Origin of the sequence: Amycolatopsis sp. CA-128772 (genome assembly GCF_002904295.1) — a bacterium.
Classification (GTDB): domain Bacteria; phylum Actinomycetota; class Actinomycetes; order Mycobacteriales; family Pseudonocardiaceae; genus Amycolatopsis.
Genome location: NZ_PPHG01000003.1, coordinates 1 through 12,628, shown reverse-complemented (window position 1 = coordinate 12,628; position 12,628 = coordinate 1). Strand labels below are relative to the sequence as shown.

10 protein-coding genes are annotated in these 12,628 nt (G+C 73.1%); 4 read left to right on the top strand and 6 right to left on the bottom strand.

Annotated elements, in window-relative coordinates:
- The first annotated feature begins 92 nt into the window (after window positions 1-92).
- From C2L59_RS00425 to C2L59_RS00415, 3 genes are read left to right on the top strand one after another with little or no spacing between them, the layout of a single operon-like run.
- Entirely contained in the window at window positions 93-968 is an 876-nt protein-coding gene (locus C2L59_RS00425; RefSeq protein WP_103347499.1) for an alkaline phosphatase family protein, read from the top strand.
- Window positions 969-972: 4 nt separating this feature from the next.
- Window positions 973-2,226 (top strand): MFS transporter, encoded by a 1,254-nt coding sequence (locus C2L59_RS00420; protein WP_370444701.1) that lies wholly within the window; start codon window positions 973-975, stop codon window positions 2,224-2,226.
- The gene (locus tag C2L59_RS00415; RefSeq protein WP_103347497.1) at window positions 2,223-3,203 is read left to right on the top strand and encodes a hypothetical protein; all 981 of its coding nucleotides are present in this window, start codon (window positions 2,223-2,225) and stop codon (window positions 3,201-3,203) included. The genes C2L59_RS00420 and C2L59_RS00415 overlap by 4 nt, the downstream gene beginning before the upstream one ends.
- Window positions 3,204-3,205: 2 nt before the next feature.
- On the opposite strand, the gene C2L59_RS00410 is transcribed toward C2L59_RS00415, so the two are convergent.
- Window positions 3,206-3,604: a hypothetical protein gene (locus tag C2L59_RS00410; RefSeq protein ID WP_103347496.1), complete on the bottom strand. Its 399-nt coding sequence runs from the start codon at window positions 3,602-3,604 to the stop codon at window positions 3,206-3,208.
- Window positions 3,605-4,029: 425 nt separating this feature from the next.
- Window positions 4,030-5,337 (bottom strand): tannase/feruloyl esterase family alpha/beta hydrolase, encoded by a 1,308-nt coding sequence (locus tag C2L59_RS00400; RefSeq protein WP_233223183.1) that lies wholly within the window; start codon window positions 5,335-5,337, stop codon window positions 4,030-4,032.
- 211 nt (window positions 5,338-5,548) lie between these two features.
- On the opposite strand from C2L59_RS00400, the gene C2L59_RS00395 reads away from it, so the two are divergent.
- Entirely contained in the window at window positions 5,549-6,748 is a 1,200-nt protein-coding gene (locus C2L59_RS00395) for a PHB depolymerase family esterase (RefSeq protein WP_103347494.1), read from the top strand.
- Here C2L59_RS00395 and C2L59_RS00390 read toward each other — a convergent pair.
- The 4 genes from C2L59_RS00390 to C2L59_RS00375 form a co-directional block, all read right to left on the bottom strand.
- Window positions 6,745-8,931 carry a TOMM precursor leader peptide-binding protein gene (locus C2L59_RS00390; protein ID WP_103347493.1) on the bottom strand — a complete coding sequence of 729 codons (2,187 nt, stop codon included), beginning with the start codon at window positions 8,929-8,931 and terminating at the stop codon, window positions 6,745-6,747. The genes C2L59_RS00395 and C2L59_RS00390 overlap by 4 nt on opposite strands.
- A complete protein-coding gene (locus C2L59_RS00385; RefSeq protein WP_103347492.1) occupies window positions 8,928-9,299 on the bottom strand; it encodes a hypothetical protein in 372 nt (123 codons plus the stop codon). The genes C2L59_RS00390 and C2L59_RS00385 overlap by 4 nt, the downstream gene beginning before the upstream one ends.
- A 146-nt stretch (window positions 9,300-9,445) precedes the next feature.
- Window positions 9,446-11,299, bottom strand: coding sequence for a GAF domain-containing protein (locus tag C2L59_RS00380; RefSeq protein ID WP_103347491.1), 1,854 nt, complete (start codon window positions 11,297-11,299; stop codon window positions 9,446-9,448).
- A gap of 1 nt (window position 11,300) precedes the next feature.
- Complete coding sequence (locus C2L59_RS00375; RefSeq protein WP_103347490.1) at window positions 11,301-12,626, bottom strand: MFS transporter; 1,326 nt, start codon at window positions 12,624-12,626, stop codon at window positions 11,301-11,303.
- Window positions 12,627-12,628: the final 2 nt, after the last annotated feature.

Here is a 12,628-nt window from a genome sequence, read left to right as displayed (position 1 = left end):
TGGTGTTCACGAGCCGGACCACGACACGGCACGTCCCGGCCCCCTGCCGTGGACATCATGAGGCGCCCTCACCCGCCACCGTTGGAGGACCCATGATCCGGAAGCGGATCTTCGCCGCGTTCGCCGCCGCCACCCTGGTCACAGCCGGTGTCGTCACCGCGGCCGTCGTCACCGGAACGGACGAGCCCACCGCGATCCGGCCGACCGCGTCGACCGTGCCCGCGTTCGACCACATCGTCCTGGTGATGTTCGAGAACAAGAAGTACTCCTCGATCAACGGCAGTTCCAGCGCGTCCTACTTCAACACCCTCGCCTCGCAGAGCGCCAAGTTCACGAACTCCTTCGCGATCACCCACCCGAGCCAGCCCAACTACGTCGCCCTCTTCTCCGGCGCGACGCAGGGCGTCACCGACGACAGCTGCCCGGCGAGCCTCGGCACCAAGGCCAACCTCGGCCGCCAGCTGATCGACGCCGGCAAGAGCTTCAAGGGCTACTCCGAAGCCATGCCGTCCGACGGCTACACCGGCTGCTCCAGCGGCACCTACCGGCGCAAGCACAACAGCTGGGTCGACTTCTCGAACGTCCCCGCCGCCAGTAACGTCCGGTTGTCGGGCTTCCCTTCGGACTTGACCCAGCTGCCGACCGTCTCGTTCGTCACGCCCGACATGTGCAACGACATGCACGACTGCAGCATCGGCACCGGCGACACCTGGCTGAAGAAGAACCTCGACGCCTACGCCCAGTGGGCCAAGACGCACAACAGCCTGCTGATCGTCACCTTCGACGAGGACAGCGGCACGTCGGTCAACCAGATCTTCACCACGTTCACCGGCGCAGGAGTCAAGGTCGGCAGCTACAGCGAGTCGATCAACCACTACACCGTGCTGCGCACGATCGAGGCTTCGTACGGCCTGCCCGGCATCGGCAACGCCGCGAGCAAGTCGCCGATCACCGACGTCTGGCAGTAACCGCGTGTACCTGTCCACCATCGGCCGCCGGGAGCATGCTGGGACGGTGTCCCGGCGCAAGCTCTCGGCGGTCGGCGCGAACGTGTTCGCGCTCGGTGCCGTCAGCCTGGTCACCGACGTCTCCTCGGAGATGGTCACCGCGATCCTGCCGGTGTACCTGGTGCTCGGGCTGCACCTCGGCCCGGCCGCGTACGGGTTGGTCGACGGCCTCTACACCGGCGCGACGGCCTTGCTCCGGATCGTCGGCGGGTACGTCGCCGACCGGGTCCGGCGGCGCAAGGCCGTGGCCGGCGTGGGCTACGCGCTGTCCGCGGTGGCGAAGCTCGGCCTGCTCGCGGCCGGGGCGTCGGCGGCCGCCATCGGCGCGGTGATCACCCTCGACCGCACCGGCAAGGGTCTGCGGACGGCGCCGCGCGACGCGCTCATCACCCTGTCGGCGCCCGAACCGCTGCTCGGGCGGGCGTTCGGTGTGCACCGGGCAATGGACAGCATGGGCGCCTTCGCCGGTCCCCTGGTCGCACTCGCCGTGCTGGCCGCCGTCGGAACCGCCGATCCCGAGGCGTTCGACGCCGTGTTCGTCGTCAGCTTCTGCATCGCCGCGATCGGCGTCCTGCTGCTGGTGCTGTTCGTCCGCGACCGCCGGACGCCGAAAGCCACCGCGAACCCGGTTTCGCCCCGCGCGGCCGCGGCTTTGCTGCGCGGCAGCGGCGTCCGGCGGCTGCTGGTGGCCGCGTGCGTGCTCGGGCTGGCCACGGTCGGCGACGGGTTCGTCTACCTGCTGCTGCAGCACAAGGAAGACATCGCCACCGGCTGGTTCCCGCTGCTCGCGGTGGGCACGAACCTCAGCTACCTGCTGCTCGCCGCGCCGCTGGGCGCCCTCGCCGACCGGGTCGGCCGGCTGCCGGTGGTGCTCGGCGGCTACGGCGCCCTGGCGCTGGTCTACCTGCTGCTGGCCGGGCCGGTGTCGGGCTGGCCGCTGTTCGCGCTCGCCCTGGCGTTGTACGGCGCCTTCTACGCCGCGACCGACGGCGTCCTGATGGCCCTGGCCGGTCCCCTGCTGCCGGAGTCGTTGCGCACCACGGGAATCTCGCTCGTCCAGACCGCGCAGGCGCTCGCCTACTTCGCCTCGTCCGTCCTCTTCGGACTGGCGTGGCAGTTCTGGGGCGCGGACCGCGCGATCGTCGTCGCGGCGGGCGGGGCCATGGTCGCGATCGCCGTGACGTTCGCGGTGCTCGCTCCGCGGAAGGTGGCGGCGTGAAGACCCGGGTGCTGATCGCCGTCGTCGGTGTGCTCGTGCTGGCCGGGGCGGCGGTCGCCTACGTCGGGTTCGCCAGTGCGCGCGGCCACGACGTCGCCGCGACCGGCGCGGTCAGCCTCGCCCCGGGCCCGCGGCTGCTGTTCCGCAGCACCGCCGACACCGACCGCGGGCACATCGCCACGGTACCGGCCGGCGACCCCGGCGGCCCGCGGACGGTGTCGCCGCTGTCGTGCGTCCGGGTGTACGCCGCCGGCGGCACCGGGCTCTGCCTGCGCCAGGACGGCGACCTGACCACTTACCAGCTGGCGGTGCTCGACCGCGGGCTGGCCGTGCAGCGGGAGAACCCGCTGGTCGGGCTGCCGAACCGGGCGCGGGTGTCGGCGAGCGGCCGGATGCTCGCGTGGACGGTGTTCGTCACCGGTGATTCCTACAACGGCGGCCTGTTCTCCACCCGCGCCGGCATCCTCGACACGGCCACCGGTGACCTCGCGGGCACGCTGGAGGACTACGCGGTGACCGTGGACGGCCGGCCGTACCAGGCCGCCGACCTCAACTTCTGGGGCGTGACGTTCACCCGCGACGACCGCCGCTTCTACGCGACGATGTCGACGGCCGGTCACCGCTACCTGGTCGCGGGCGACTTCGCCGCCCACACCGTGCGCACGCTGCACGAGAACGTCGAGTGCCCGTCGCTGTCTCCGGCCGGGACGCGGGTGGCGTTCAAGTCCGCCCTGGACGGTGACCCGGCCAAGGGCTGGCGGCTGTCCGTGCTGGACCTGGCGACGTCGAGGGTGACGCCGCTGGCGGAGACCCGCAGCGTCGACGACCAGCCGGCCTGGCTGGACGACCACACGATCGGCTACGGCGTGCCCCGCGGCCCGGGTCACGCGGACGTCTGGTCGGTCCCGGCCGACGGCTCGGGCGCGCCCAGCCTGCTGATCCCGGAGGCCGAGTCCCCCGCCGCGCTGGGCTCGTGACGTCAGTCCAGCTTGCGCAGCCCGTCCAGGATGCGCCGCATGAGGTCGGTGTCCGGGGGCGCGAAGGCGAACGGGGAGGCCAGGGCCGGCCGGGGGCGGGACAGGGCCGGGAGGGTGCCGGCCACCCGCAACGGCAGCCGCCCGGACACCGGTTCGCGCCGCGTCTGCGCCGGGATCGGCAGGGTCGGCAACGCGACCGTGCCTGCTTCGGCCAGCCTCCGCGCGGCCACCTCGCGACGCAGGCGTGACTGGATGCCGGCCACGGTGAAGTCCGGTTCGGGCTCGGGCCCGGCCGGCGGCAGGCGCGGACGCCGTTCCAGGACGATCGCCCAGGCCGCCGCGGCGAAGGCCGGCAGCAGCAGCCCGGCGACGATCGCGAGCCCCGGCAGGTCAACGGCCATCAAGCGGCCCCGGGCACAGGTAGGAGCATGACGTTCACTTCCGGACGGACGGTTCTTCCGCAGCATGGCCGACACCTGGATATTCGACATCAACGAATTTCGCGGACCCCGAGCCCATCATGAATGACGATCGACGCTCCCGCAAGCGGCCGAAAGAGGTCACCCGTCCGGACGGTGAAACGGCAGGTCAGCACGGGTTCGGCCGCGAGTTGGACCTGGCCCGTCACTGAGTAGTACGGCCCTCGGTTCGATCCGGTTCACCGATATTTCCGCACGATTCGCGCACCCCGCCGCGCGCCCGCCTGCGCCCCAATGTGGCGTTGGTTGCGTCCGACGCACCCAATGTGGCGTTGGTTGCGTCCGACGCACCCAATGTGGCGTTCGGTGCATCCGACGCACCGAACGCCACATTGGGGCGCTTGAGGTCAGCCCAGTGAGCAGGTGCGGGCCAGCTCCGCCGGGGTCGCCCCGGCGGGGCGGGCGATCGTCGCCGAGGCCGGTGGACGCCCGCCGCGCAGCCACCCCGCCAGGGCGTCGAACGCCGTCCGGAAGCACGGGCCGAGCGGGCGCAGCCGGTCCGGGAACGCGTCGACCAGCCCGTCCACGTGGTTGCCGCCCGCCACCCGGTAGTACCGGTGCAGCGCGCCGCGGCCCGCGGCCGTGATCATCCGGTCGTAGACGTCGGAGTCGCGGGTGATCGGCAGCAGCGTGTCGAGCGTGCCGTGCAGCGTCAGCAGGGGCTTGCCGATCCGCCCGGTCAGCGAGATCCGCTCCACCGCCCGCGTCACCGACGCCGGCCGCGAGGCATACGCGTAGTCCGCGTCGCAGGACGGCGTCCCCGAAGCGCAGAACGGGGTTCCGCCCTCGAGCGAGCCGTCGAACGACGGGTCGACCTCCTCGCGGTAGATCCGCTGGGTCAGGTCCCAGTAGACGCGGTAGTGGTAGTCCCACAGGAACTCCGACCCCGGCGCGAACCCGGCGTCCACAATGGACTGGTGCGCCGACTCCGACCCGGCCGCGTACGCCGGGTAGGCGCGTAGGGCCGGCGGCAGGAACGTGAGCAGGTTCGGGCCGTCCGCCCGCCAGAGCGTGCCCTCCCAGTCGACGCCGCCGTCGTAGAGCCACGGCCGGTTCTCCAGCTGCCACCGCACGAGGTACCCGCCGTTGGACAGCCCGGCCGCGAGGGTCTTCGCGACCGGACGGCCGTAGTGCCGGGCCGCCGCCGCGCGCGCGGCCAGCGTCAGCTGCGTGACGCGCGAGTTCCACTCCGCGAGCGCGTCCCCCGGCCGGACGCCGTCGGTGTAGAAGGCCGCGCCGGTGTTGCCCTTGTCGGTCGCGGCGAACGCGTAACCCTCGGCCAGCGCCTGGTCCCCGATCGCGCGGTCGTTCGCGTACTGGCGCCGGACGCCGGGCGAGCCGGCGACGACGAGGCCGCCGTTCCACCGGTCCGGCAGGCGCAGCACGAACTGCGCGTCGTGGTTCCAGCCGTGGTTGGTGTTCGCCGTCGACGTGTCCGGGAAGTAGCCGTCCACCTGCACGCCGGGCACCGCGCCGAACGTCGGCAGGCCCGCCGACGTCAGCCCCGCCCAGTCCGCCTCGACGGTGTGCCCGGACGCGAGCGCCCCGGTCGTCGTCAGGTCGTCGAGGCACGCGGCCACCGACCGTTCGGCACCGGGCACGCCCACGCTGCAGCGCCCGGCCGAAGCCGACGCCGACGCGGGCAGCGCCGCCACGAGCGCTCCCGCCAGAACCCAAGCCAGCCAACCCCGCACGGTTCACCTCCGCTGTCCGATGGACCGAACCCAAGCGCGTGCGCCGGCCGGAAGCCATCCCGCCGGCCACCACTAATCGCCGGGCCGTTGTGGTGGGCAGCCACATGGTCGCCGACGGCGGCGCCGTCTTAGCGTCACCGGGGCCCCTCTCAACGACGAGAAGGAACTCACCATGCGCAAACTCGCCTTCGCCGGCCTCGCCGCGATCACCGCCGCCGTGCTCACCACCGTCGGGGTGGCGGCCGCCGATCCGCCCCCGTCCTCCCTCGTGCCGGTCTCGTCCTTCGGCGCCAACCCCGGTGCGCTGGCGATGTACACCTACACGCCCGCCGGCCTGGAAGCCGGCCGTCCGGTGGTCGTCGCGCTGCACGGCTGCACGCAGAGCGCCGCGGACTACTACGCCCACTCCGGCTGGCCCGGGCTGGCCGACCGCTGGCGGTTCGAGGTCGTGTTCCCCCAGCAGTCGACCGCGAACAACTCGTCGAAGTGCTTCAACTGGTTCTCCACCGCCGACGACACCCGCGGCAACGGCGAAGCCGCGTCGGTCAGGTCCATGGTGGACAAGGCGATCGCGGACCACGGCTCGGACCGCTCCCGGGTGTTCGTCACCGGGTTGTCGGCCGGTGGCGCCATGACCGCCGACCTGCTCGCGGCCTACCCGGACGTCTTCGCCGCGGGCGGGATCGACTCCGGGCTGCCCGCCCAGTGCGCCACGAGCATCATCGAGGCGACGAACTGCCAGCAGAACGACCAGCGCCTGACGCCGGCGCAGTGGGCGGCGAAGGTCAAGGCGCAGTACCCCGGCTACGGCGGCCCGTGGCCGCGCGTCGCGATCTGGCAGGGCACCGCCGACTACACCGTCTACCCGGTCAACGGCACCGAGCTGCGCGACCAGTGGACCGCCGTGCACGGCGTTTCCCAGACCCCGGCGAGCACGCAGTCCCTGCCCGGCGGCACCACGCTGACGAACTACGGCGGCCGGGTGCAGCTGTACTCGATCGCGGGCATGGGCCACGGCACCGCGGTCGACCCGGGCACGGGCCCGACCCAGTGCGGCAGCACCGGCGCGTACTTCCTGGCCGGCATCTGCTCCAGCTACTACACCGGCGTGTTCTTCGGGCTGGACAACGGATCGACCACCCCACCGCCGACGACGACGCCGACCACCACGACGTCGTCCACCACGCCGGCGGGCCCCTGCGTGAGCGCCAGCAACTACGCCCACACGCAGGCGGGCCGCGCGCACCAGAGCGCCGGCCAGACGTACGCGAACGGCTCGAACCAGGCCATGGGGCTGTGGAACACGTTCACCGTGCACGCCCTGCGGGAGACGTCACCCGGCTACTGGGTCCTCGCCGACGGCCAGTGCTAGAGGAAGATCCGCCTCGGGTTGAGGTCTTCGTAGGCGGTCGGCTCGGCCAGCCGGCCGAGCCGCACCGGCACGTCGTAGAGCCGGCCGGGGGCGAACCGCGCCCAGAACCCGCGCAGGCCCGGCACGAGCACCTTGACCACGGGCAGGCCGATGTCGGGCCGCGTCTGGTCGAGCACGAACACCTCCAGCCCGGCCGCTTCGAGCCTGGCCTGCACCAGTTCCACGTCCGCGAGGAGGTCCGGCGAAGAGGCATCGCGCAACGGCGCCGGTCCGGCGGCCGGATCGGGCAGCAGGTACGGCTCGGCGGCGACCGTCGCGTCGCGCAGCCACCGCACCGCGTCCGGGTCGTCGCCGCCGTCCCAGCCGTCGAGGACCGGGGGCATCATCTGGTTCAGCTCGGTCAACGCGCGCCGCAGCGCGACGGCCGGGTCGAGGTGCGCGCCGAACCCCAGCATGATCGCCTCACGAGGGCCCTCGGTCCGCCGCGACAGCGCCACCATCACCGGCACGCCGAGGTCGGACGTGAGGTCGAGGACCCAGACCTCGCGGCCCAGACCGGCGTACACCTGCCGCAGCTCGGCGATCCAGGGGTCGCCGGAGGCGTCCAGGTCGACGGCCGGCTGCCGGGTCCGGTTGTACCACCACAGCGCGACGGCGTCGCGTTCGACGACCTCGAGCATCCCTTGCAGGGCGGCGTCTTCCAGGGTGCTGCCCGCGGCGTTGCCGTTCGAATCGGGGAACAGCGACGCCGCCCCGGGCGCGCCGAAGTACAGCATGGCGGTCGGGAACAGCCGGTGCTCGCCGCGGGTGAGCGACCACACCGGCGTCCAGTCGAGCACGGCGTCGTCGTCGAACGGTTCGCAGACGAACTGGAACGGCCCGTGGCTCGCGTTGGTGCGCGCCCGATCGGCGAACTGGCGTTCGTGGAACAGCTGGCACGTGTCCGGGTGCACGGCTTTGTCGCCCAGTGAACGGAAACTGGCGCGTACTCGTTCTTCGTCGCCGTCGTGGTGACCGCTGTGCCGTTCGAGGGCCTCGCACAGTGCGCCGACTTCGGCCTGGAGCGGGGTGACGCCCTTGCCGCCGTTCTCGCTCCGCAACGCCGTGCGCAGCCGTTCGGCGCCCCGGCGGCCCAGTGCGATGTTCGGCCCGGAGCGGAACGAGCTGAACAGCGCCGGGCCGCGCGTGTCGCGGCGCAGTTCCTTGACCACGCCGGTCAGCGGGCTGACCAGGTGCCGGTAGGTGTCGAGGACCTGTTCGGGCGGCAGGGCGCGGTGGCCGCCGCCGCCGGTGTGGGCCTTGGGCCGCGGCTCGAACACCACGGGCCGGCGGGTCCGCTCCCGCACCAGCTCCGGGTTCCCGCAGGACGGGCACTGCGGCCGCGCGCGCACCTCGTGGCGTTCACCGGTGAGGTCCCGGCTGTCGAACGTCCACAGTGCACGCTGCCCCGGCTGCCGCTGCCCGGCCAGCCACTTGGCGGCTTCGAGGGCGACCAGGTTGAGCGCGACGGCGGTCAGGGGCGCGAACGCGACCTCCGGGCGCGGCAACGGGCCTGGCCGGCCCAGTGCGTCGCGGACGTGGGCTTCGGCGGGCCGGTTGCCCCACAGCCGCGCGGCCAGGCAAAGCCAGCAGGGGCCGTCGCCGGGGGTGAAGAACGGGCCGAGCCACACCCGCGCCCCGAGCGGTTTCGCGAGCAGCCACGGCCGCCCGGACGCGCGGTGTCGGGCGTCCACTTCGGGCAGTGTTTCATCGAGGTAGTCGTGGCACAGCACGAGGGAGAGGTCGGCGTCGTCGGCCACGGTGAGCCCGGCTCCGCGCAGGGCGTCGGCCGCCGCGGCGTCGCCACCGATCAGCGCGACCCGCCCGTGAGCCGGTTCGCCGCCGATGGTGTCCCAGTAGGCCAGTTCGGGTGTGGACGCGGCCGGGCGCAGGCCGATCAGCCCGGCGTCGGCGAGCCGGGACAGCACGCCGGACGCCTCGTCGGCGGGGACGCCGGCGGGCAGGTCACGGCGCAGGGCCGCGAAGTCCCTGGTGCCGTCCAGCAACGGAACCAGGGACTCCAGGTGCGGCCCGCTCAGCGCCGTCGCACCGTCTTCGGAGAGGACGTAAACCGCGTCGCCGGGCACCACAGCCGTGCTGAGGTGCCGCTTGAACCCGACGACGGGCGGGGACGGTTCGGTCACCCGGCGGCAGCGGCCACCGGCTCGGCCCGGCAGACAGTCGCCATGGCAGGCTCGGCGCGGCAGTAGCAGGTGCCGCCGTACCCGCGAGCCGAGCCCGTCTCGGCGCGGCAGTAGCAGGTGCCGCCGTACCCGCGAGCCGGGCCCGTCTCGACGCGGCAGTAGCAGGTGCCGCCGTACCCGCTAGCCGGGCCCGTCTCGACGCGGGTGACGCAGGTCGACGCCCGGACCGGCTCGGCTGCCCAGGTGTAGCACAACGGCGCCGCGCCGGGCCCGGCCGCGCGGCCGTCGAGGTGGTCGATCGCCAGCTCCGGCACTTCGGCCGGGCGCGCGCCGAACGCGGCCGTGAGTGCGTTTTCGAATTCCTTCACGAGACCCCCTCGATAGCGGTATCCGTCAACTCCCACCGTGCCGGGCCCGGCGGGATTCCGCTAGGGCCGGGCGGGGGTACTTGACCGAGCCCGCGGGGGCGCCCCCCGTTTTCCACGCTACCGGAGACCACCGACAAAAACCGGCGTCACCGCGGCGTGCCCAGCCGGTGCAACCGCAGCGCCAGCTGGATTTCCAGCGCCCGGTCCGGCGCCTGCCAGTCCTCCCCCAGCAGGGACGCCACCCGTTCCAGCCGCTGCACCACCGTGTTCACGTGGACGTGCAGCACATCCTTCGTGCGCGCCAGCTGTGAACCGTTCGCGAAGTAGGCCCGTAGCGTCGCGACCAGCTCGGTGCCGCGGCGCTCGTCGTAGTCCAGGACCGGTCCCAGCGTCTGCCGGACGAACGCGTCGAGGTCCGCGCGGTCGCCGAGGAGCTGCCCCAGGAACCCGAGCCCGGCCATCGCTGCGCCTTCGCCGGTCCGGCCGAGGGCCAGCAGCGCGCGGACGCACCGGGCCGCTTCCGCGTGGGCCTCCGCGATCGCCGACGGGCCGCCCGCCGGGCCCGCCGCGCCCACCGTGACCGGGCGGCCGGTCGCCGAGCCGAGGTCGGCCGCGACGCGGCGGGCCAGCTCGTCCGGGTCGCCCGCCGCGAGCAGCACGACTTCCTCCGCGTGCACCCCGACCAGCGTCGCGTGCCGGGCGGCCGCGCTCGCCACGCGCCGCCGCGAACCGCCGTCCGCGTGGGCGACCAGGACCGCGTGCGGGGCCGACAGGTCGATGCCCAGGCGACGGCCGCGGGCCAGCAGCGCGCGGGGATTGCGCCCGGGGGCGGTGAGCAGGTCGGTCAGCAGCTCGCCGCGGACCTCGTCCTCGGCGCGCACCACCGACCGCCGCAGCATCAGCAGCAACGCCGTCACGACGCCGGCGCGTTCGAACAACCGCCGGTCCGGGTCGCCGAGGCCGGCGCGCCCGGTCAGCACCAGGCTGCCGAGCAGTTCCGGGCCCGCCTGCACCGCACACACCCAGTTGTCCTTTGTGGACACCGCCCGGCCGGCGGCGCGGGCCGCGGCGAGCGCGTCGGCGTCGAGCGCCACCGGGGCCGACGAGCTCGCCAGGAGCGTGCCGTCGGCGTCGTAGACGGTGAGGTCCCCGTGCAGCACACCGGCGACGGCGTCGGCGACGTCCGGCAGATCGCCCCCGCGCAGCACGAGATCGGTCAGCCGGTCGTGCGCGTCCTCGGCGCGTTCCATCGTCGCGTTGGCCTCGTTGAGCTCGGCGACCGCGCGCCGCGTCTGGTCGAGCAGGTTCGCGCTGTCCAGCGCGATCGCCGCGTGGTCGGCCAGCGACGACAGCAGCGCCACCTCGTCGGCGGAGAACTCCCGCGCGGCCCGGTCGGACGCGAAGAGCACGCCGAGCACCTTCGGGCCGATGGCCAGCGGGACGCCGAGGATCGCGGTCAGGCCCTCGTCCTGGACCCCGGAGTCGATGTGCCGGGTGTGCTTGAACCGGTCGTCGTGGAAGTAGTCCGAAGTCGCGTACGGCCGCGCGGTCTGCGCGACCAGCCCGCCGAGCCCCTCCCCCATGCCGAGCACGATCTGCTGGAACTCCGCCGACACCGAGCCGTCGCTGACCCGGATGTAGGTCTTGCCCTCGGCCTCGTTGTTCAGGCTCAGGTAGGAGACGTCGACGCCGAGCAGCGCCCGCGCCCGCCGGACGATCGAGCGCAGCACGGTGTCCGGGTCCGACAGCGCGGCGAGCTCGCTCGCGGTTTCGAACAACGCCGTGAGCTGGGCTTCGCGCCGCCGGTGCTCGGCCAGGGTCTCGCGGATCCGCAGGGCCAGCTCGCCCGCGCTGGCCAGCGCGGCCAGGTCGGCCGCGTCGAGAGCACCTTCGGCGCGGGCGGCCACGACGACGTGCGCCAGCTGCTCGGTGCTCGCCCCGGAGGCGAGCAGGTCGAGCAGCCGGCGCAGCGCGTCCGAAGGTGCGGTCACGGCGGTCATGCTAGGGCGAGACGGCCGCCGTTTCCGCCTCGACGCCGTCGTGCAGCGATTCGCCGCGGGTTTCGCGGGCGGACAGCAGCGCGATCACCGTGATCAGGCACATCGCCGCGACGTACAGCGACACCGGCACGGTGCTGCCCCACGCCGAGAACAGGGCGACGGCAATCAGCGGCGCGACGGCCCCGGCGGCGATCGACGACAGCTGCCCGCCGACGGACAGGCCGGTGTAGCGCACCCGGGTCGGGAACTGCTCGGCGAAGAACGCGGCCTGCGGCCCGTACATCGCGCCGTGCAGCACCAGCCCGACGGTCGCGGCCAGCACGATCACCGGCGACGACTTCGTGTCCAGCAGGGCGAAGAACGCGAAGCCCCACAAGGCCATCCCGATCGCGCCGAACAGGTAGACCGGCCGCCGCCCGACGCGGTCGGACAGCGCGCCCCACACCGGGATCGTCACGAAGTGCACGGCCGAGCCGATCAGCACCGCGGTCAGGCCGACGCCCTTCGGCAGGTGCAGCCCGGTCGTGACGTACACCAGGATGAACGCGGTGATCACGTAGTACGAGACGTTTTCGGCCATCCGCGCGCCGATCGTGATCAGCACCTGCCGCCAGCTGTTGCGGAAGACGTCGACGACCGGAACGTGCTTTTCCACGCGCGCCTCGGCCTGGCGCTGGGCGGCGAGGAACACCGGCGACTCGGCGACGGCCAGCCGGATCCACAGCCCGATCAGCAGCAGGACGCCCGAGAGCAGGAACGGGACCCGCCAGCCCCACGCCATGAAGGTCGCGTCGGACTGCGTCCCGGACAGGATCGCCAGGACGGCGGTGGCCAGCAGGTTGCCGCCGGGCGCGCCGCACTGCGGCCAGCTCGCCCAGAAGCCGCGGCGGCGGTCGTCACCGTGTTCGGAGACGATCAGGACGGCCCCGCCCCATTCGCCGCCGAGGGCGAAGCCCTGGACGAGCCGGAGCAGCGTGAGCAGGACGGGTGCCGCGACACCCGCGCTCGCGTACGTCGGCAGGACGCCCATCAGGCACGTCGAGCCGCCCATCAGCACGAGGCTGACAACCAGCAGTTTCTTGCGCCCGAGCCGGTCGCCGAAGTGGCCGAAGACGAGGCCGCCGATCGGGCGGGCGAGGAACCCGACGGCGTAGGTCAGGAACGCCAGCAGCGTGCCGGTCAGCGGGTTCGCCGTCGGGAAGAACAGCTTGTTGAAGACGAGGGCGGCGGCCGAGGTGTAGAGGAAGAAGTCGTACCACTCGATGGTGGTGCCGATCAGGCTCGCGCCGACGATCTTGGCGATCGCCGACCGGTGGGGTTGGCTCACTG